Source organism: Niabella agricola (assembly GCF_021538615.1).
Lineage (GTDB): Bacteria > Bacteroidota > Bacteroidia > Chitinophagales > Chitinophagaceae > Niabella > Niabella agricola.
Map to the genome: position 1 here is coordinate 4,842,473 of NZ_JAJHIZ010000003.1, position 22,424 is coordinate 4,864,896.

The window sequence follows — 22,424 nt, forward strand, 5'->3', positions numbered from 1 at the left end:
TAAATTCTGAATACAATGAAAAGTAGAATTATTATTATCGTCATTGTTTTGAGTGCGTTGTCAATATCCTGTAAACGGTTCCTGGATCAGATTCCGGATAACATTTTAAAGGAGGAAGATATTTTCAAGTCACTTGTAAACACCAGGGCTTATCTGGCGCAGGTGTATACAAATATGCCGGATGATTTTAGTGCGCGGTTCGCTCCAAGCAACTATGCCGGGCCGTGGACAGGAGCTTCCGACGAAGCCAATTATTGGTCGCTTTCATGGGTTATGTCCAATTCGCTTAACCAAAGCACATGGGATAATAACGTTGGGGGAACGTATTGGATTAACTGGTATAAACCGGTACGAACGGCTACGGATTTTATCAATAAAGTTGATGGCGCAAATCCTAACGAAGTAAATCCAATGATTAGGATGCACTATAAGGGCGAAGCACGTGCAATGAGGGCTTTATTTTACTTTTGGATGCTGCGTTTATACGGTCCGCTGATCATCCTTCCCAAAGAGGTGCCGGTAAATGGAACTGGGGATGAGATCTTTTTCAAACGTTCCACTTTTGATGAATGTGTAAACTACATAGTAGGACAATTGGATTCGGCCTACAGCGAAATAAAGCAATCGGTAGCAGGTAGCCCGCAGGCTGCTGATCAGCCACTTACCTATGGAACTACAAAAGAGTGGGGCCGTGTTACCACAGGCGTTTGTAAAGCATATAAGTTTCAGGTACTCATGCTGGCTGCAAGCCCGTTGTTTAATGGAAATAAAGAGCTGGCATCCTTAAAGAATCAGGATGGCACACAGCTGATTAATCAAACCTATGATCCAAATAAGTGGAAACTGGCGATAGATGCGGCAAAAGATTTTCTAAATGAATTTGATAATAAGACATATTCGCTTTACCGGGAATCTGATAGTGATCCCTGGGTAGCGGCCTATAAGTCTTGCAAAAATGTTATGATAAAAGATTGGAACTCGGAATGGATATTTGGAAAATCCATGGCCAGTGCAGGGGATTATTGGTACGACATCACCCCAAAATTGGTGGGATATGGAAATACTGTGGGTAAAGGTGCTGGTTTCCTTTCTGTAAATCAATCAATGGTAGACGCTTATAATATGAAGAATGGGTATCCGATCACACACCCTGAATCTGGATATGTGAATAGCGGATTTTCTGATTTTAAATCGCCCTATGACGTTAAGGCTAGGTCCACATTCAACCAGTGGGTAAACAGGGAGGCACGGTTCTACGTTGGAGTTACTTACAATAGAAGCTACTGGCAAAACCAGGGAGGTAGTTCTACAGAAGTGATACCTGTTTTTGAGTTAAGTGGTAATTCTGGCAAAACGCAGAGCTCCTGGGATGTGACTTCCACCGGGTATGTGGTACGGAAACAACTTGCAAGTAGCGGCGATAGCAGGGGATGGGTGCATCTCCGGCTGGCTCAGATTTATCTGGATTATGCTGAGGCATTGAATGAAGGAGATCCAGGCAATCCTGATATTCTGAAATACCTGAACCTGATCCGTGACCGGGCGGGGGTGGCACCGTACGGAGCCGGTGTAAATGCGATTCCGACACCTACAGGGCAAGATGAAATGCGGGAGGCAATCCGGCATGAGCGAATGGTGGAACTGGCATTTGAAAACGTCCGTTACTTCGACATACGCAGGTGGAAGATTGCGCCGCAAACCATGGGTGCAGATGTATATGGCATGAATGTATATGCAGATGGGAATGATTTTTACAAAAAAACGCTAGTCCAAAAGCGGCGATTTTTGCCCAGAGACTACTTGTGGCCGATACCCAATGATGAAGTTTTAAAAGATAAATATCTGGTGCAAAATCCCGGATGGTAAATAACAATAGGTTTACATTGATACTCTATTACAATTAAAGCAATAACATGAAGTGTTTTAATAAAAATATGTTCTTTACACGAATGCTGTTTTGGGCAGTTTCTGCAGGCTGTGGCAGTATCCTTATGATGGGCTGTGCCAAGTCAAAGGACCTCTATTCACCCGAAGAAGGAAAAATATATATGCCTCAGGCATACCAGGATCGGTCCGTAATGACCCTGTATAAAATGGACTCTATACAGCGGGTTGCTTTTGGGGCTTATTATTCTGGATTTAGTGGTCCTAGTTCGGATGTGACCGTCAACTTCGAAGTTGCGCCCTCTTTGGTGAATCAATATAATATAGCGAATGCTTATTTGGGATATACCTATTACCCTCTTCCGGATAGTGTTTATTCACTCTCATCTACCACGGGTACCATCAAAGCCGGTAAACAGAGCTCAGATCCGTTATTTATCTTGGTGAGCGGTAAAAAGATATCTTTTGGATATCACTATCTGTTGCCTATTAGAATAACTAGTGTTTCAGTGGGCAATAAAGACTCCTCATTATCGGTTGCTTATTTTAAACTTGATTCGTTGCTTACAAGGGTAAAAGATTTGACCTCATTAGGTACCTTAACCGTTAGCGATGAAAACCGTGATGGACCCAACGCAAAGGAGGGGTCCTCAAAGCTGGTGGATAACGATTATTCAACAAAATTTCTGAGTTTTAATTACAATCCGAATTTCTGGACACAGCTTAAATTGAGCACGCCGCAAAAGTTGGACGCCTATGAACTCACCTCAGGGAATGATGCTCCCGAAAGGGACCCCCGTAACTGGTTATTTCAAGGGTCGAATAATGGCACTGACTGGACAACCCTGGATACAAGAACAGGTGAAATATTTCTTGGACGGCAATTAACACGCCGTTTTAACCTGAGTACTCCAGACGCCTACACCTATTACCGGTTGCTGATAACGGCTAATGGAGGTGCCAGCCTGATACAGATCACAGAGTGGAAACTTGTTCAGTTTTATTAACATCGGAAAAGCGCCGGAAGCGCACTGCATGGCCTTTTACTAGCGGCTGAGGGGCAAATCATAAAAAGCATTTTTCACTTTCTGAAAGTTAGATGATAATCAATGAATGTAAGAGATTTTTTGGGTTTGGTCCTCCTCTTGGTCCTACTGCAATCAAACGTAGCGGCAGCCCAGGAAAAGACCGCCTTCCAGATCGCTGCTCCGTGGAATGAAGCTTATGATGTACGATCGGATATTGCCATCGTATATGGAATAAATGACGCGGGAGGAAAATTTGAAGAACGCGTTAAAGGATGGCGTGATAAGGGATACCAGGTGCATTTTATGACGGGCATTGCCTGGGGACAGTACCAGGATTATTTTAAAGGCGCTTTTGATGGGAAACCGCACTTTGATGAAGGCCAGGTACAGCGGAATGGCGATACCATCTGGCATGGTAAGGATGTGCCTTACATAGTACCATCTGGAAATTATCTCCGCTATATAAAAACTCACCTGAAGCGGGCCATTGATGCAGGCGTTTCAGCCATTCATCTGGAAGAACCGGAATTCTGGGCCAGGGCAGGTTACAGTGCTGCATTTAAAAAAGAATGGCAGCAGTATTACGGATCGGCCTGGCGACCGCAGCATGAGTCTCCGGAAGCTACCTATCTCTCGTCCAAGCTTAAATATCATTTATACCTTCGGGCACTTCAGGAAGCCTTTTCCTACGTAAAAACCTACGCTAAAAGCCAGGGGAAAGTGGTGCACTGTTATGTGCCCACGCATTCACTTTTAAATTATTCCTCCTGGCGAATTGTAAGCCCGGAAGCAAGCCTGGCCTCCCTGAAAGACGTGGATGGTTATATCGCGCAGGTTTGGACAGGCACTTCAAGAGAACCGGTTTACTACAATGGAATAAAAAAGGAACGAGTATTTGAAAATGCCTTCCTCGAATATGGATCCATGGTTTCCATGACCGCGCCTACCGGTAAAAAAATGTTCTTCCTTACCGATCCTATTGAAGACTGGCCACGTACCTGGGATGATTATAAAAAGAACTACGAGGCTACGTTTACTGCACAATTACTGTATCCAATGGTTGCGGATTATGAAGTAATGCCCTGGCCGAACCGTATTTACCTGGGACGGTTTAAATTGGAAAATGATACCATACGTTATCCCATTTCCAAAGCCTATGCCACCCAGATGCAGGTAATGGTCAATGCATTAAATACGATGCCACAATCGTCCAATAGGATCAGCGGGAGTCATGGAATTGGTGTGCTGGTGTCCAACTCGATGATGTTCCAGCGTTTTCCAACACATGCGCGATATGAAGATCCGCAGCTTTCTAATTTTTACGGAATGGCCCTGCCGTTGCTAAAGAACGGTATTCCCGTGGAAACTGTACATATGGAGAATCTCGAGCATCCCAATACGCTAAAGAATATCCGGGTGTTAATTATGAGTTATGCCAATATGAAACCTCTGTCGCAACAGTATCACCAGGCGCTGAACCGGTGGGTGCGCGCTGGTGGCATATTGCTTTACTACGGGCGGGATAGCGATCCGTTTCAATCTGTAAAAGAATGGTGGAACAGCAACGGGCTTGGTTATAAAACGCCATCGCAGGACCTGTTCCGGTTGTTCGGTTTCAAAGAAGGGCGGCAGGGATTTGTAAAAACCGGTAAAGGTCGAGTGCTTGTAAACCGTAAGGATCCTAAGGAACTGGTGCTGGAAGCGGGACAGGACGCAGCATTCCTGGCGTTGGTTGAAAAAGCCTATATGCTTTCGGGCAGTGGAATCTTGAAAAAGAAGAATCATTTTTTATTGAGAAGGGGGCCTTATATTGTCGCAGCGGCCCTGGATGAAAATGCAGATAAGATGCCGTTACGGATAAACGGCCCGGTGGTGGATCTTTTTGATCCGGAGTTACCGGTGCTGACTCAAAAGGAGGTGCAGCCCGGGCAGCAGGCTTTTCTATACGATCTGAAGACGATACAGGGAAAAAGACCGGTAATCCTGGCCGCGGCCGGGCGTGCCTATGATGAACAGTATCGACCGGGACAGTATTCATTCCTGCTTAAAAGTCCAACCGGCACGACCAACGCCATGCGTATTTATCTGCCGGCAGCGCCCAGGGAGGTACAGCTTGCCGTAAATGGGGCGAATTCCCGGTTGTTGCGAAACGATTGGGACGCCCACTCAAATACCCTGTTGCTGCAGTTTGAAAACGATAGCAGAGGCGTGCGGGTTGTAATAACGCTGTAAAAGTATACTTGTTGGAGATAGTTCGCCTGCAGGGACCAACTGTCCGGAATTGTTTGGTGAATACAAGAGTTGTATTTATTTTTGCTTTAACGATTAAGTTAAGCATATGAAACATACAGCTTGTTATTTGCTGATACTGTTATCAGGGGTTGCCATGAGCCTGGGTGCGCAGACACCGGTCACCTTTGCAACAGAGTCGGCACGCCTTTCCGATCTGAAAGCACTGCCCCGTTATCTGGAGGGTACTCTCGTAAATCAGGTGTCTTCCTATGATACTACGGGAGGAAACGACGACGGCTTTGGCGGTAAATATTCCTACCTGCGAAAAGAACCAGGCGGCCTGGTGATTTTTGATCAAAAGGGACAGGGAGTGATCGAACGGATCTGGACGCCCACACCTACGGATGATACGCTCGACTTTTATTTTGACGGCAATACCCGGCCGGGTTTATCCGTTAAATTCCGCGACCTGTTCAATAATACGACCCGGCCCTTCCTGAAACCATTAGCTGATCATAAAGTCGGAGGCTTTTACAGTTATATTCCCATTCCTTACAACAAAAGCTGTAAGATTGTATTCCGGGGAGAGAAGATCCTGTTTCACCAGATCCAGTATCGTAGTTATGATGCGCGTTATCGGGTGCATACCTTTCGCCGGAAAGACATAGAAGAAAGTGCCGGGTGGCTCCGGAAAGCAGCCGCATTATGGAGCGATGCCGATTATGATATCCGGAACTTTTATACCCGAACACCTGCTTCGGTTTCAAAAACAGTTTCCCTTGCGCCCGGCGTCGGCGTTGTTATAGCTAAACTGCAACAGGGAGGAAGGATCCTGGGCATTGAGCTGAAGCCCGCAGCCGCGCTTAAGGGTATCTGGAAACAACTGGATCTGAAGATTCATTGGGACGGAGACCCGGAACCGGCGGTATGGGTTCCGGCAGCGGATTTTTTTGGGTTTGCCTATGGTTCGCGGTCAATGGAGAGTTTGCTTCTGGGCGCCACCAGTGCAAAAGCATATAGTTATATTCCCATGCCCTTCGACCGGGAAGCTACGATAGAGCTGGTTTGCCGGGGCGGGCCCGCTGATTTGCCATCCCTTGACCTCTCCGTTACCGTATATTATTCGCGCGAAAAGCGCAATGCGGCAAAAGAAGGCCGGTTCTATGCATGCTGGAAAAATGAGCGTCCATTGTTGGGTGCTCCTTATGTTTTTTTAGAAGGAAGTGGGAAAGGACACTATGTAGGCACCCTGCTACAAGGCCAGGCTACCGACTTTACGAACTTTACAGAATTTTTCGAAGGCGATGATTACACCGCTGTCGATGGAAGGATGACGGCTCATGGCACGGGCTCCGAAGACTATTTTAACGGCGGCTGGTACGCTCAGCCGGGCGGTTGGGTAGAGCGACTGGGTGCACCGCTGAGCGGTTGCCTGGATTATTCGCTGCCCCTGGGTCGCACAGGCGGATACCGGTTCTTTTTAACTGATAAAATGCCGTTCAATAAAAGCTTCTTCCATTCCATAGAGCATGGTCCGGTTAATAATAACAGGTTGGTACAATACACTTCTGTGGCACTGTATTATGCCAACCGGCCCATTGCCCGTTCTCAAGCTTTAACCAATGAGGCTACTCAGGTATATGTACCGGACACCGTTACGTTCTATACCCGTTTGATGCGGCACCTGACCTATAATGGCAGCCTCCAGCTCCGGCGGGATGTTGCTACCTTGACGGGAAACGATAATGCCAGTCTGAACATAAATGTGGCGGAAGTGCCGCCCGGAAAATACAGCGTCTTCCTGCACCTGGTGAATTCGGAAGTCGATTATCTCGAGGTACGTCTTGCAGACGGGGTACGGAGCCAGGAATGGAAACCGGTGCCCGTTAATAAGGGACGAGCGCCTTTCGATGTGTTAATCGGAGAAATAGAGGTGGGCAATGGCTCCATCCCGGTGAACCTGCTCTTCCGGAGCAGGGACCCGCAGCCCAAACTGGAATTTGATCGGGTAACGCTGGCGAAGGAAAACTAGGGTATGGACCTGCTCTTTCGTTGGTATATACAACCAATAAGTGCCGGGAAGCGGGAGATCAATAACAGAATGTTGAACCAGGCTGAGTACGCCCGGATAAAAAAAAGAAAAGAAACAGCACAGAAAATATTTTATTCAATCAATAATCGCAATTTTTGTAATTTAGGTAATAATCGGTTGTTCTTATGAGAATGCGGCTACGGAACATCGGGAAATGATCATTCAATAAAAAAGGTTCATGATAAAGAAACGTGTATCACTAAAAGATATCGCGCAAAAAGTAGGGGTATCCACAGCTTTGGTGTCTTATGTGCTCAATGGTAAGGAGAAGGAGGCCCGGGTAGGAGAGGCAGCGGCAAAGCGGATAAAAAAAGTAGCGGCGGAAATGAACTATCAGCCGAACCTGATCGCCCGGGGATTGAAATTTGGAAAAACACATACACTGGGTCTTATTGTAGCCGACATATCCAACCCGTTTTTCGCAATGCTTGCCCGGATCATTGAACTGGAAGCCCAGAAGCGGGGCTATACCGTCCTGTTTGGCAGTAGCGATGAACAGTTGGAAAAATCACAAAACCTGATCAATACCTTTCTGAACCGCCAGGTAGATGGCCTGATCATTACTCCGGTGGCGGGTTCGCAGGCGCAGATTGAAGAACTACGAAATAAAGGCGTTCCGTTTGTGCTGATGGACCGGGGCTTTAGTGAGGTAGAAACCAATACTGTCGTTACGGATAATCATGATGCCATGTACAATGCAGTTAAGCTGCTGATCCGGAACGGGTATAAAAAGCCCGGAATGATTGCGTATGACACTACATTAACGCATATGACAGACCGTATTGCCGGCTACAGGGATGCCCTGAAAGACAGCGGCATTAAGTTCAACCTCAAATGGCTGGCCAAGGTTCCCTATGGCAACTATAAAGATCATGTTACCGCAGCGCTGGACCGTTTCCTCGATGCAAAAAACCGGGGGGTGGATTCCCTGGTTTTTGCAACCAACAGCATTTCGGTACAATCATTAAAAGTGATTCATGCACGGGGAATAAAAGTACCGCAGGATCTGGGAGTAATCAGTTTCGATGAAAGCGATGTGTTTGATTTTTTCTATTCCTCTATAACCTATATCAAGCAAAACCTCCAATCCATCAGCGAAAATGCAGTTCAGTCGCTGATGCAGGCCATTGATTCCCGTAGCAAAAAATACGTCAAAATTACCGTGCCATCGGTGATCGTGAAAGGAGAAAGCAGCAGCCGGCGTGCAACGCGGGGCGAATAAATCCTTCTTCTTTTTAAGAACTGCAGGCGATTTGTATTCCAGCGGAGAATAAAATTTGTGATTATGTGGAAACTTATTATTTTTGCTTAAACGTATAAGCGTTTCGATTTACGATTGTTCATCAAAAAATGTCTGTATGAAAAAAATTGGACTTCTGTTCTTGTCTGTAATTGCATTTTGCTGTGGCTTTGCCCAGCAGGAAAAATTTAACGGCCTTGATATGAGCCTGGGAAACCTGTCACGTCTCTCCGATGCCAAAACCCGTTCCATCAGTCCGGAGAACTTTACCGGTGAAAAAGGAAAGGGAGGAATGGCAGACCCGGTAAGGGATAAAGGAAAGCGCAATGTGGCCAATGCTGCTAATGAAGCGCGCGATCTCGGAAAGGGCTGGAAGGTAAATCCCTTTATTATTATCGAGCCAGGTGAAACCTTTACCATGGCAGATATTGCCGGTCCGGGAGCTATACAACATATCTGGATGACTCCAACCGGAAACTTTAATTTTTCAATTTTCCGTGTTTATTATGATGGAGAATCAGATCCTTCTATAGAGAGCCCGGTAGGGCCCTTCTTTGGCATCGGCTGGAATGAATTCTCTCCGTTGAACTCCCTGGCCATGACCGTAAATCCCGGCAGCGCGTTCAATAGTTACTGGAAAATGCCCTTCCGGAAGAATTGTAAAATTACGATGCAGAACCTCGATGCACAGCCTATGCGCCTGTATTACCAGGTAGATTATACGCTTACCGATGTCGGGCCCGATGAAGGTTATTTTCACGCGCAGTACCGCCGCAGCAAACCGAACATGAACGCATTGCATACCATCCTGGATGGCGTTAAGGGGAAAGGCCAGTATGTGGGCACGTATATGGGAATAGGTGTTACTAATAATGGCTGGTGGGGCGAAGGTGAGATTAAGTTCTTTATGGATGGCGATGATGATTATGCAACCATTGTGGGGACCGGCACGGAAGACTATTTCTGTGGTTCGTATAACTTCGAAAATAAACGGACCCGGCAGTACCAGGAGTTTTCAACAGCATATACAGGTTTGCACCAGGTGCTCCGGCCAGACGGCTTATACGGCTCGCAGATGCGCTTTGGCATGTATCGCTGGCATATTATGGACCCTATCCGGTTCGACAAGGAACTAAAGGTAACCATACAGGACCTGGGCTGGAAATCCGGAGGCCGCTACCTGCCCCAGCACTCCGATATTATTACGGTGGCTTACTGGTACCAGACTGAACCACATAAAAAGTTCCCTAAACTACCGGAGATGGATGTACTTGAAGTGAATTAGTGGAGATTGTTATGCGTGATGCACCGGCATCGGTAATAACATTGCCAGGTAACGTGTCATTTACACTCAGCGTTTCATTCTCGGCATCCGCCCCACAACAAAAAACAAACACATGAAGATAAAGAATACACTTTCTGTAATAGCTGCTGCTGCTGTTTGGGTGTCTTGTAATAGTGATACAAAAGCGCCAGGGGCTTCAGCAGATTCAACAAAAACGGATACAGTTATGGAAAACCATGCCCCCGGGAGTTTTGGTTATGATGCGCAGTTCCTGCGGCAAAAAGACAGCGGACTGATCGTGCTGAAAAGCAGTGATGGCGCGAGCCAGGTCATTGTTTCGCCGCGTTATCAGGCCAAAGTGTTTACCTCTACTGCCGACGGGCAGGCAGGCAGAAGTTTCGGATGGGTGAATTATAAAGCATTTGAAGGTCCCGAGGATGCACATATGAATGCGTATGGCGGCGAAGACCGGCTTTGGCTGGGACCGGAAGGGGGTGTGTTTTCGCTTTACTTTAAGCCGGGAGCAAAAATGGAATTTGCAAACTGGAAAACACCGGCACCCATTGATACGGAATCCTGGACACTCGATGCCTCAGATGCGGCGTCGGTTTCCATGAGCAAAGTAATGAACCTTCAAAATTATGCCGGCACTTCCCTGCAATTAAAAGCCGTACGGAAGGTATCGTTGATCGGGGCTGAAGCTATTGCTGCAGACCTGGGCTTGTCTCTTGCTTCCGGTATTAAATCGGTGGCCTTTAAAACGGTAAACAGTATTACCAACAACGGAATCACCGCCTGGGACGAAAAGACCGGAGCGCCCTGTATGTGGAACCTGGATATGTTTATGCCCTCCGAGGCCTGTACGATTGTAATTCCCTACAAGGACAACGCAACCGGAAAAGTAGCCACCACGGATTATTTTGGAGAGATTGCAAAAGACCGCATACAATATAACAACGGCTTGTTGTATTTTAAAGCAGATGGTAAATCACGTGGTAAACTGGGTATTCCTCCCGCAAGAGTAAAAGATGTAGCCGGTAGCTACGATGCCATCGGCAACGTGCTTACGATTGTTAAATACGATATCGATCCCGCAGGAAAATATTTAAACCAGGAGTGGCGTACAGACCGGGCACCGTTTAGCGGCGATGCCATGAATGCGTATAACGATGGGCCGCTGGCCGACGGAAAGCAGATGGGACCGTTTTATGAAATTGAAAGTGTGTCCCCGGCAGCCTTTCTCGAACCAGGGGCTACACAAACCCATAGGCACAGTGTGTATCATTTTACCGGCGATAAAGCAGCATTGAATGCCATCGCGCAGAAAGTGTTGGGTGTATCTGTAGACGTGATTGAAAAAGTATTTAGCAAGTAATCATGCTCGGATGATTGCCGGTTGATAGCCGGTAGCCGATAAGATCAACCTGTTGTACCGGTGCCCTCCGAAACCTGGGATCTAACAAAGCGTATAAAGTTTAATAGCTATAAAAAATGGCAGTAAAAAGAAAATCACAAAAAAATCAATATCCCAAGATCGGCATCCGGCCCATTATTGACGGGCGCCTGGGTGGTATACGGGAATCTTTGGAAGCAACAACGATGGGAATGGCAAAGGCTGTTGCAGCACTTTATGCCCGGGAGTTGCGTTACCCTGATGGATCACCGGTAGAATGTGTGATCGCCGATACCTGTATTGGCGGAGTGGCGGAGGCCGCGGCATGCGCCGAGAAATTTGCGGTCAGCAACGTCGGCGTTTCCTTATCCGTTACACCCTGCTGGTGCTACGGATCGGAAACCATGGATATGAACCCGGCAATACCCAAAGCGATCTGGGGATTTAATGGAACCGAACGGCCCGGCGCTGTATACCTGGCTGCCACACTGGCTGCGCATAATCAGAAGGGGCTGCCATGCTTTGGAATTTATGGCCGTGATGTACAGGATATGGGCGATGCTTCTATCCCCGCAGATGTACAGGAGAAGTTACTTGGTTTTGCCCGGGCTGGCATGGCTGTAGCGTTAATGAAAGGCCAGTCTTATCTGGCCATCGGTTCGGTATCGATGGGTATTGCCGGTTCCATTGTAGATCCCGCATTTTTTCAGGAGTACCTGGGAATGCGCAATGAATATGTCGATTCATCAGAAATCCTGCGAAGGATCCAGCTAAATATTTTTGATCCTGCAGAATTTAAAAAAGCCATTACATGGGTGAAGAAATCCTGTAAGGAAGGAAAGGATTATAACCGCAGAGAGAAGATTAAATCAAGAAAGGAAAAAGATAAAGATTGGGAGTTTGTGGTAAAGATGACCATGATCATCCGGGATCTGATGATTGGCAATCCTCGTTTAAAGGAGATGGGGTTTTCGGAAGAAGCACTCGGGCATCATGCACTGGTAGCGGGCTTCCAGGGGCAGCGGCAATGGACCGATTTTTTACCGGATGGTGATTTTTCGGAGGCGATGCTCAATTCTTCGTTCGATTGGAATGGCATTCGAAATCCGTATATGGTGGCAACGGAAAATGATTGTTACAATGGGGTGTCCATGTTATTCAATTACCTGCTTACCAATACTGCGCAGATTTTTGCAGATGTCCGCACTTACTGGAGTCCGGAAGCAACGGAGCGGGTGTCCGGATGGAAGCCGGAAGGCCGGGCACAGGATGGGTTTATCCACCTGATTAATTCCGGTTCTGCTACGCTGGATGGTACAGGACAACAATCCCGTAACGGAAAGCCTGCCATGAAACCCTTTTGGGAGATCCGAGAAGCGGAAGCCGCCGCCTGCCTGGCCGCAACCACGTGGAGCCCTTCCAACCGGGACTATATGCGGGGGGGAGGGTACTCTTCTACTTTTCTTACAAAGGGTGAAATGCCCGTAACCATGTGCCGGTTGAACCTGGTAAGAGGGCAGGGACCTGTATTACAGATTGCTGAAGGGTATACCATCGACCTGCCCGGCAGGGTTCATGATATCTTAAATGAACGTACCGACCGGATTTGGCCTACTACATGGTTTGTGCCGAACCTTACAGGGACCGGACCGTTTAAAGATGTTTATTCTGTAATGGCAAACTGGGGAGCCAACCATGGTGCCATTAGCTATGGGCATATCGGGGATCAGTTGATCACGCTCGCTTCCATGCTGCGCATACCGGTAGCCATGCACAATGTCTCGGACGAAAAGATATTCCGCCCCTCGGCCTGGGGGGCCTTTGGTATGGATAAAGAGGGTGCTGATTACAGGGCCTGCTCGGTCTATGGTCCGTTGTACCGGTGAGACGGAGCGTCGCCGGTGAATAGTGTATGGTCAGGAGGCAATGGTGGATAGGCAATAGAATTAATTGCTGATAACAGGACACTGACAGCTAATGGCTGACAGTTGGGCCTGCTGTAAACAAAATTCACATTTTTATAGCCTATATTAACAGGGGTAAACAGGATTCTGCAAAAAAGCCGTATTTTACCGCCTCATTTAGTTTAAAAAACGATCAGCGATGTCGATGAAAAAAAGCAAAACCTTCTTACTGCGTATACCGTTGAAAAGCCGGTTTGCTTTGAAGAAAGCAGCATTCATTGGCGTAGATGACAACGTGAATACGCTTCGCAACATCTTTTTATCTAACTTATAAAATTGACATGAGCAAAAAGAAATCACTTTTTATCCGGGACGGAGTGAACTATGCCGGGCCATTTGCAGCGATCAGTGCATTGTTTTTTCTTTGGGGAGTGGCACACGGAATGCTAGATACGCTGGATAAGAATTTCCAGGAGATGCTGCATTTGAAAAAGTGGCAATCCAGTTTTATCCAGTTCTCTTTATATGGCGCCTATTTTTGTATGGCCATGCCGGCGGCGATTTTTATGAAAAAATACGGCTATAAGAAAGGCGTGATATTTGGATTGCTGCTTTTCTCCGGCGGCGCTCTACTGGCGGCTGCCACGGCTCCGCTGGAATCCTTCGTGTGTTTTTTATGCTGTCTGCTGATCATTGGAGCGGGTTTAACTACGCTGGAAACTGCGGCCAATCCCTATACCACGAAATTAGGTCCACCTGAAACTGCGGAGCGCCGGATCAATTTTTCCCAGTCGTTCAACGGCCTGGCCTGGGTGGTGGGTCCCCTTATCGCTTTGTATGTATACGGCAATCAAAGCCATGTGGAAGGCGAGAAAATGATTTCGATCGTATTGCCCTTTGCCATTATTGGTCTTGCAGTACTGGCTGTTGCATTTATTTTCATGCGCCTGAAGCTGCCTGAAATAACCGAGGAGGATGAAAATGCAGCACACGGGCATGGAGCATCTGCCACACCCGGCGATGATCCGGAAATCTTATCTGTTGACGCCAGTGAACCGGCCGGTACCACATCCGTATGGAAAAAGCGGCACTTTGCCTTGGGCGTTGCGGCGCAGGCTTGTTATGTGGCAGCACAAACGGGCGTATTTAGCTACCTGATCAATTTTGTAACCGATCATGATATGTCGCCCCGCTGGGATACAAAATACGGACCGTATTTCTTGTCGATCGGTTTTGCATTGTTTATGCTGGGAAGAATCACCGGAAGCGTATTGATGAAGTATTTTAAGCCAACCCGGCTGCTGGCTCTTTATGCACTCGCTGTTTGCTTGTTATTGCCCATGGTTTCGGCAGAAAAAGGATGGCCCTCGCTCATTGCCTTATATGGCGTATTCTTCTTTATGTCGATTATGTTCCCTACCATATTTGCACTTGCTATAAAGGGGATGGGGACCAGTACCAAACAAGCGGCCGCTTATCTGGTGATGTCGGTTGCAGGCGGAGCTGTTTTTCCGCCGATCATGGGAGCGATCTCCGATACCTATGGAATGGCAAAGGGATTCCTGGTGCCGATTCCCCTGTTCCTGTTTATCCTGTACTATGCCACCAATGGTTATAAAATGAAAAAAGCATAATCAATATCCATTAAGAATCCTGAAGGCGCGGGTAATTTACCCGCGCTTTTTTTATTATAGCTTTTAGTAGGCATGTAAGATATCGGTCAGCAGCCCGGGCTTTAGCAACGCCAGCCGGATCTTAATGCAGCAGGTGAATGAACAAATGGAGGAACCGATTTTTTGAAATCGGGGCTGCTTTTTTTGTTGGATTTGAAAAAAATCTTATTTTTACTTAAACGATTAAGCTTTGAAGAAAATCCGGAAGACCCGGTAGTATAATCAGGTATTTAAGAAGAAGGGCCGATTGATTGCTTGTAGAGATGTCTTTTTAAATAATATAATTTAAACGATTAAGCAAATAGTTGTCATTTTTTATTAACAGGGCTTCCTGTATTCTTTTTAATAATCTATAGTTATGAACCAAAAACGAACCCTTTCTCTTCACCGCTCTTTGCTGCGGTATTCCCTGGTGGTTTTATGGGCCGTTTGCTTGCTGGCGGTATGCGGGCAGGCGAGGGGCGGAAATAACCGGCTGCATGGCCATCTCAACTGTATGCAGGATACCGTTCCTGAAAAAAGCTGGGTATTGCACGGATTCATTACTGATCCTGCCAAGAAGCCAGTGCCCGGTGCTTCCGTAACGGTACTCAAGCCGGGAGCTCGCGGCACGCTCACCGATGTTAACGGAAACTTTATGATCGAAATGAGCAGCGAAAGCGATACGATACTGATAACCTTTGTGGGATATCATGACCAACGGGTGGTGCCCGGAGATCGCAGGAATATTACTGTGGTGCTTTACCCGGATGAAAACCAGCAGAAGCTGAACGAAGTGGTAGTAGTGGGCTATGGTACGCAGAAGAAGCTGACCGTTACCGGGGCGGTTTCAGAATTGTCTGTATCGCAGTTACAGCAGGTGCCGGCGCCATCGCTTTCCAATGCGATCGGCGGAAAGCTGCCTGGCATTATTACCCGGCAAAGTAGTGGTGAACCGGGTTATGACCAGGCCCAGGTGTTCATTCGCGGAGTGGCAACTTTTGCAGGAAATCAGGCCCCGCTGATTCTTGTAGACGGTGTTGAGCGCGATATGAACAATATCACCACGCAGGAAATCGAAAGCTTTACCATACTTAAGGATGCTTCGGCTACGGCGGTTTATGGTGTCCGGGGGGCAAATGGCGTCATCCTCATCAATACAAAAAAGGGAAAGGTTGGGAAGCCGGCCATTACATTCAGAACAGAGGGAGCTCAGTTGACTTCACTTCGAATGCCGGAATACATTGATGGGGCGGCTTATGCCGGGCTTTTAAATGAAGCGTTGCAACACGTGGGGCTACCTCCCCAATATACCCAGGCGGATCTTCAAAAGTATGCCGATGGCAGCGATCCCTATTTCCATCCAAATATAGACTGGACCAATACGATCTTGAAAAAACATACCTGGCAAACCATCAACAATCTGAGCGTTTCGGGCGGATCTGAAATGGTACGTTATTATACCAATGTTGGCTTCCTGTTGCAATCGGGCATCTATAATACAGATGGGTTGAATAAGTATAATACCAATGCCAATGTAAAGCGGTATAACTTCAGGACCAACATTGATGCGAACCTTTCCAGGTCTCTAAGCATTACAGTTGGCTTGGGTGCTATTATTCAAAACGGGCATTACCCGGGTTCCAGTGCACCAGATATTTTCAGTGCGCTGTCGGTGATCTCACCCATCCAGTATCCCATTACCAATCCCGATGGTTCAGTAGCCGGTGGGGCTTCATACCTGGGAAGAAATCCCTGGGCACTGGTAACACAACGGGGTTATTCGGATCAGGCCCGTCATACCCTTCAGGGAACTTTTGGCGCCAAGTGGGATTTGTCAAAACTAATTACGCGGGGCTTATCTGTTAATGGAAAATTTGCATACGATTATTATAATTTCAGCGGCATTAACCGGATAAGGGATTATGAGATCAAACAATATCTGGGAAAAGATCCCGTGAGCGGAGAAGACCGGTATAGCGTAGTTCGTGAAGGCGGAACCCTGGGATACAGCCCCTTTACGGCCAATAACAACCGCAATTCTTATATTGAGGGTTCATTAAATTACCAGCGCAGCTTCGCGGGCAAACATGATGTAAACGGGCTGCTGTTGTTTAATCAGAACGAGTTTACCAACCTCGTTGCAGATAATTCCATCAATGGGCTGCCCTACCGGAGAAGGGGCTATGCGGGACGTGCTACCTATGCCTATAGCAGCCGCTACCTGGTTGAGTTTAATTTTGGCGTAAATGGTTCCGAGAACTTTCCTCCCGGAAAGCGTTTTGGATTTTTCCCTTCAGTTGCTGCAGGCTGGATTGTTTCCAGCGAAAAATTCTGGAATGTGGATTTTATCAACCAGTTAAAGATCCGCGGATCTTTTGGTAAAGTAGGGAATGATCAGATCGGCGGCGCCCGTTTTCTCTATCTGACCCAGATAAAAAAGAATGCCAACACCTACTGGTTCGGTTCCAGCCAGCAGGAGTTCCCTGGTTACGATGAAGGACAGATCGGCTACGAGGACGTGACCTGGGAGTCGTCGCTGAAGAAGAACGTCGGGCTGGATCTCGGCCTGCTGAACAACCTGGTCCAATTACAGATGGATGCCTTTCATGAACGGCGGACCGGTATCTTAATGCAGCGTCAAACCATTCCTTTTGTATCGGGTTTTTTCCCGTGGATCGTGCCTTATGGAAATCTGGGAGAAGTAGAAAACAAAGGGCTGGATGCCAGTCTTAAGATACAGAATAAACCTACAGACGGCGGTGTATATTATTCACTGATGGGCAATTTTACTTACGCGCACAATGAGATTATCGAGAATGACGAGCCGGTAAAGCACGTGCCCTATCAATCCGGGAAGGGGCATTCGATTGGTGCACCCTACGGGTTGTTGGCTATTGGCTTGTTCCGCAACCAGGAGGAGATCGATCAAAGTCCGCTGCAGCAATTTACCAGCACGGTTTATCCGGGTGATATCCGGTTTGCAGATGTAAATGGAGACGGTGTGGTGAATGCCGATGATTATATGTTCCTGAAAGGCTATCCCCGTACACCGGAGATCGTATATGGTTTTGGCGGAACAGTGGCCTGGAAGGGAGTAGATGTAAGTGTGTTCTTCTCCGGTGCAACACGTACCAGCATCTTTACCGTAGGCCCTTCTATTTATCCGTTTTTGAGAGGCCCCGGCAGTTATAACATTCTGCGGGAATACTATGATAACCGCTGGACTCCGGACAACCCTGATGCCCGCTATCCCGCCGCCACTCCGGCTAATAATTCAAACAATTTCCAGTATTCTTCTCAGTATTTGCGGAACGCATCCTACCTGCGGCTAAAAAATGCGGAGATCGGCTACAGCCTGTCTCAGGCGCTGATCCGGCGGTATAAACTGAGCGCTTTCCGGGTCTTTATCAATGGAACCAACCTGCTCACATTTGACCGGTTGAAATTCCTTGATCCCGAAGCCAACAATGGAACCAACAGAGGACTGGATGGCGATAACCTGGGAATGTACCCATTGCAGCGTGCATTGAATTTCGGGCTGCAAATCAATTTTAATTAACGCATTAAACCTAGAGCAATGAAAATAAGATTATTCCTAGCGGTCATTACAACAATGATCCTGTTTTCCTGCAAAAAGTATCTGGATAAGACGCCGGATGAAGACCTTACCTTAAAGGATGTTTTTGCCAGCCGGCTGCATACCCAGGCCTTTCTTACATCAATGTATGCGGGACAAACCTGGGAGATCAACCCGGTGGATCCCTGGGCCCGTAGCCCGTGGACCGGAGCTTCCGATGAAATGGAAATTACTTTTCCAGGTAGTTATGTGCACAATATGAACAGGGGTGGATGGAATGCCCAGAACATCCTGGATAACTGGCAGTTTGCCTATCAAACCATTCGTAAGGCCGATCTTTTCCTGGAGCATATTGATGAGTTACCGCTGCAGGATGGCTATACACAGGAGAACAAAAATAACTGGATCGGGGAGGCTCATTTTTTAAGGGCATATGACCATTTTATGGTTTTCCGGCTGTATGGCCCGATGCCCATTATGGACAAATCGAAGAACCCGGATGATGATTTTAAACAGATCAAACGGTCGCCGGTTGATTCCTGCGTGGATTTTATTGTAAAGGAATGTGAGACTGCAGCAGGACTGTTGCCCATTACCCGTACCAGCGACCAGCTGGGGCGGGCTACCCGTGCATCTGCATTGGCGCTGAAGGCGAGGGTGCTGTTATATGCCGCCAGTCCGCTGTTTAACGGCAATCCGGATTTCAGAAATTTCCGTAATACAGATGGTCGTACTCTTTTTCCGCAAGCCTACGATGCGGCCAAATGGAAACGGGCGGCCGATGCGGCTAAAGAATGCATCGATGCCTGTGAAGCCGCGGGATATGCGTTGTATACAGCGCCCAGCAACGACCCCCTGGAGAATTATACGAACCTGTTTCTTCAGAATAACAATAAAGAAGTGCTTTGGGCTTCTAATCATCAGGCGTATCAACACCTGGAGCGTTGTTCCAGTCCCTTAAGCTATGGCGGTTTTTCCATCATGTCCGTATCCCAGCAACTGGTAGATGCTTACCGGGATACGCTGGGACGTGCGGTGATCGCCGGGTATAATTCCGATGGTTCCCCGGTAATCAATAGTGAAACCGGTTATACAGAAAATGGTTTTGCAGCCAAGGCGTATAAATACTGGCCGGCAGGTGTAAGTAACATGTACGTGGCACGGGAACCTCGTTTTTATGCGAGTGTGCATTACTCGGGGGCTTTGTGGAAAGGGGCGGCCATCCAAACCTATTTCAGCGGCAAGGATGGCGCTTCAAAAAATACCACTGACTTTTCTAAAACGGGATACGTGCTGCGGAAGTTTGCCAACCCGCTCATCAACATTCAAACCAATACAGGATGGGATCTGAAGACCTTTATCCTGTTTCGGCTGGGCGAGCAATACCTGAATTATGCAGAGGCACTTAACGAAAGCCAGGGGCCGGTGGCAGATGTATACACCTATGTAAATGCCATCCGGAAGCGTGGGGGGATACCAGATCTGCCTCAGGGCTTATCGAAGGAAGAAATGCGGAAACAGATCTGGCAGGAGCGCAGGATTGAACTGGCATTTGAGGGGCATCGTTATTTTGATAGTCGCCGGTGGAAAATTGCAGCGCAAACCAATAACGGCAATTTATATGGGCTTAATATCGGTAGTGGGTCCGGCCCCCAGGATGCGGCATTTTATAAACGTACGGTAGCCGACAAACGCATTTTTGTGGCGCCCAGGGATTATTTCTGGCCCGTGCCGCAGCCGGAACTGGATAAAGATCCCAACCTGCTGCAAAGCATGTACTGGTAATATTATTCTAACTGTAAAACAGGTATCATGAAATCAATAGTTTATTTGCTGACAGGATGTATATTAAGCATCCTGGTTTCCTGTGATAAATATAACAGCGGTATCACAGAGCCGGCTGCCTATGGCAATGTATACATGCCCAGGGCGGTGGTAAAGAATCCTTATATTACGGGACTGCCGCTTTCCGATACTACGTATGCCTTTTCTTATAACGCGTTCCTGGGCGGTATTTCCGCTGCCGGTTCTAACCTGAACATCCGGTTTGATGTAAGTAAAAGTCGGGTAGATAGTTTCAACAGCCGGAATAATACGGCTTATGAATTATTACCGGCGGGGAGCTACCAGTTTGTACAAAATGCGACGATTCCCTCGGGACAGCGCTCAACTCCTATACTTACGCTTGGTATTCAAACTGCCAACATCAAGCCCTTTAAGGCATACATGCTGCCGTTGAGCATTGCTGATGCCGGCGGGCAGCAGGTCAGCAGTGTAAATGGCACTACCTATTATATTTTTACCCGTTCCTATATGGCCGATGTGGAAAAAAGGCAGAAAGTATTATCGCTGGGTGCTGCGTTGGACTGGAGCAACAAAGCCCGGATTATTATTGCGAGAGGAAGGCAGAATACCCTGGTGGTGCGGCATAAGAACAATGACCTTCATTTATATACGCCGCAGGCCGATGGTACTTATAATCCACAGTCGAAGGTGATTGGTGTAAACTGGGCCGATTCCGAAGCCTGGTATTATATCAATGAAACCGACCTGGTGGTTCGCAACTATCCTTACTGGGCAGGGTTATTTTATTTTAAATGGGAGCCGGATCTGAACATGCACCAGGCCAGTCCGGTTTGGGACGAATGGTGGCTGGGCGATTTCTGGGATAAATATACTACCATCATTCCCTTTAAAAATTATTTTTTGCTGATAGATAAAAACAATGGCGACCTGCTCCGGCAACCGCTGCTATCAAGAGTAACCGCGGATAAAGCAGTGGTGGGGGCCGGATTTTCGGGTTACCGCCAGGTACTGACCTGGGATAACTGCTTACTGGCATTGGGAGCCGATGGAAATCTATGGCTGTATAAAATGGCAGCCGATGCTACTCCAGGCGAGCGAATCCTGGTAGGCACCGGGTGGAACCGGTATGAAAAGCTGGTAGTGGTGGGCAAGGATATACTGGCCCTGGATACAAACGGGGATGTATACCGTTACCAGTTTGATCCGGTTCCGTATCTTCAGTAAGCATTACTGACAGGAGGCCTGCTAAAGGTTATTTTGAATACCGGTTCTAAAATAAACATATGCATATATCACTCCAAGCATTGTGTGGCTTTTGGCTGTTGCTTTATTGTTCCTGCGGAAAAAAAGCACCGGGAGATACAAGCCGGAGCCCGGATCCTCCGGTTCCGGCAGGACAGCCGGTTTACCAGGCAGACCCCACCATTTTTTCCTACCAGGGCAAATACTACCTCTATGGTACCGATGGGGCGGTTCCCGATCAGGGGATCCGGGTATTTATTTCCACTGATAAAAAGCAATGGAAACTTTCTTCAAAATCGGCGGATGGGTTTGCCGTAAGAGCACTTGAGTCTTTTGGTACCCGGGGCTTTTGGGCGCCCCAGGTTTGGGGCGCCAACGGAAGGTTCTATATGGCCTATGTGGCCAATGAACAGATCGCTATTGCGGCTGCCGATAGTCCGGAAGGCCCGTTCTATGTACGGGATCCGTTGGCTTTTGAGAAGAATATCGACCCTTATGTGTTTTCCGATGAGGATGGTAAAAAATATCTTTACCATGTAGATATTACCAATGGCAATAAGATTTATGTAGCGGCCATCAATGATGGCTTTACAGCGATTGACAAGCAGAGCCGGAAACTGTGCATTACGGCCACGGATCCCTGGGAACTGGTGCAGGCAAGCGTGGTGGAGGGACCAACTGTTATAAAGCACAAGAGCATTTATTACCTGGTGTATTCGGCCAATCATTTTGAGAGTCAGCAATACGCTGTTGGATATGCGACGGCTCCTTCACCCTGGGGGCCGTGGACAAAGGCCGCCGGCAATCCGGTGCTGAGTATGACCAATACTGGCAAGCCGGGAAGCGGGCATGGCGACCTGTTTACCGATCCGGACGGTACTATGTATTACGTATTTCACACCCATAACTCGCTGAACAGCGTACAGCCCCGGCGTACGGCGCTGGTAAAGGCATCATTTGTACCAACCCCCGGTGGGGCGGACCGGCTGGTTATGGACGTAAACAGCCTTTTTTTCCTCAAGATGGAATAACCGGCGCCTTGCAGCGGGTCGCGCGTTACGGAGGAAGAAATAAACAACTTCCAGA

At 47.6% G+C, this 22,424-nt stretch carries 13 protein-coding genes; all 13 read left to right on the top strand.

Annotation, left to right across the window (positions count from 1 at the left end; translation table 11 throughout):
• Positions 1-15: 15 nt before the first annotated feature.
• The 13 genes from LL912_RS25390 (at position 16) to LL912_RS25450 (ending at position 22,369) form a co-directional block, all read left to right on the top strand.
• Positions 16-1,866, top strand: a complete 1,851-nt coding sequence (locus tag LL912_RS25390; protein WP_235556434.1) for a RagB/SusD family nutrient uptake outer membrane protein — start codon at positions 16-18, stop codon at positions 1,864-1,866.
• 47 nt (positions 1,867-1,913) lie between these two features.
• The gene (locus LL912_RS25395) at positions 1,914-2,891 is read left to right on the top strand and encodes a BT_3987 domain-containing protein (RefSeq protein WP_235556435.1); all 978 of its coding nucleotides are present in this window, start codon (positions 1,914-1,916) and stop codon (positions 2,889-2,891) included.
• A 102-nt stretch (positions 2,892-2,993) separates the two neighbouring features.
• The gene (locus tag LL912_RS25400; RefSeq protein ID WP_235556436.1) at positions 2,994-5,144 is read left to right on the top strand and encodes a hypothetical protein; all 2,151 of its coding nucleotides are present in this window, start codon (positions 2,994-2,996) and stop codon (positions 5,142-5,144) included.
• A 106-nt stretch (positions 5,145-5,250) separates the two neighbouring features.
• A complete protein-coding gene (locus LL912_RS25405) occupies positions 5,251-7,176 on the top strand; it encodes a glycoside hydrolase family 172 protein (RefSeq protein ID WP_235556437.1) in 1,926 nt (641 codons plus the stop codon).
• Positions 7,177-7,414: 238 nt separating this feature from the next.
• Positions 7,415-8,458 (top strand): LacI family DNA-binding transcriptional regulator, encoded by a 1,044-nt coding sequence (locus LL912_RS25410; protein ID WP_235556438.1) that lies wholly within the window; start codon positions 7,415-7,417, stop codon positions 8,456-8,458.
• 136 nt (positions 8,459-8,594) lie between these two features.
• On the top strand, positions 8,595-9,761 hold the full coding sequence (locus LL912_RS25415; protein ID WP_235556439.1) for a glycoside hydrolase family 172 protein: 1,167 nt from the start codon (positions 8,595-8,597) through the stop codon (positions 9,759-9,761).
• Positions 9,762-9,873: 112 nt separating this feature from the next.
• Complete coding sequence (locus LL912_RS25420; RefSeq protein WP_235556440.1) at positions 9,874-11,136, top strand: DUF6786 family protein; 1,263 nt, start codon at positions 9,874-9,876, stop codon at positions 11,134-11,136.
• Positions 11,137-11,252: 116 nt separating this feature from the next.
• On the top strand, positions 11,253-13,040 hold the full coding sequence (locus LL912_RS25425; RefSeq protein WP_235556441.1) for an L-fucose isomerase: 1,788 nt from the start codon (positions 11,253-11,255) through the stop codon (positions 13,038-13,040).
• A gap of 359 nt (positions 13,041-13,399) precedes the next feature.
• On the top strand, positions 13,400-14,692 hold the full coding sequence (locus LL912_RS25430; RefSeq protein WP_235556442.1) for a sugar MFS transporter: 1,293 nt from the start codon (positions 13,400-13,402) through the stop codon (positions 14,690-14,692).
• 397 nt (positions 14,693-15,089) lie between these two features.
• The gene (locus tag LL912_RS25435) at positions 15,090-18,272 is read left to right on the top strand and encodes a SusC/RagA family TonB-linked outer membrane protein (protein WP_235556443.1); all 3,183 of its coding nucleotides are present in this window, start codon (positions 15,090-15,092) and stop codon (positions 18,270-18,272) included.
• Positions 18,273-18,290: 18 nt separating this feature from the next.
• Complete coding sequence (locus LL912_RS25440) at positions 18,291-20,075, top strand: RagB/SusD family nutrient uptake outer membrane protein (protein WP_235556444.1); 1,785 nt, start codon at positions 18,291-18,293, stop codon at positions 20,073-20,075.
• A 27-nt stretch (positions 20,076-20,102) separates the two neighbouring features.
• Entirely contained in the window at positions 20,103-21,320 is a 1,218-nt protein-coding gene (locus LL912_RS25445; protein ID WP_235556445.1) for a DUF1735 domain-containing protein, read from the top strand.
• A 59-nt stretch (positions 21,321-21,379) separates the two neighbouring features.
• Entirely contained in the window at positions 21,380-22,369 is a 990-nt protein-coding gene (locus LL912_RS25450; RefSeq protein ID WP_235556446.1) for a glycoside hydrolase family 43 protein, read from the top strand.
• The last annotated feature ends 55 nt before the right edge of the window (positions 22,370-22,424 follow it).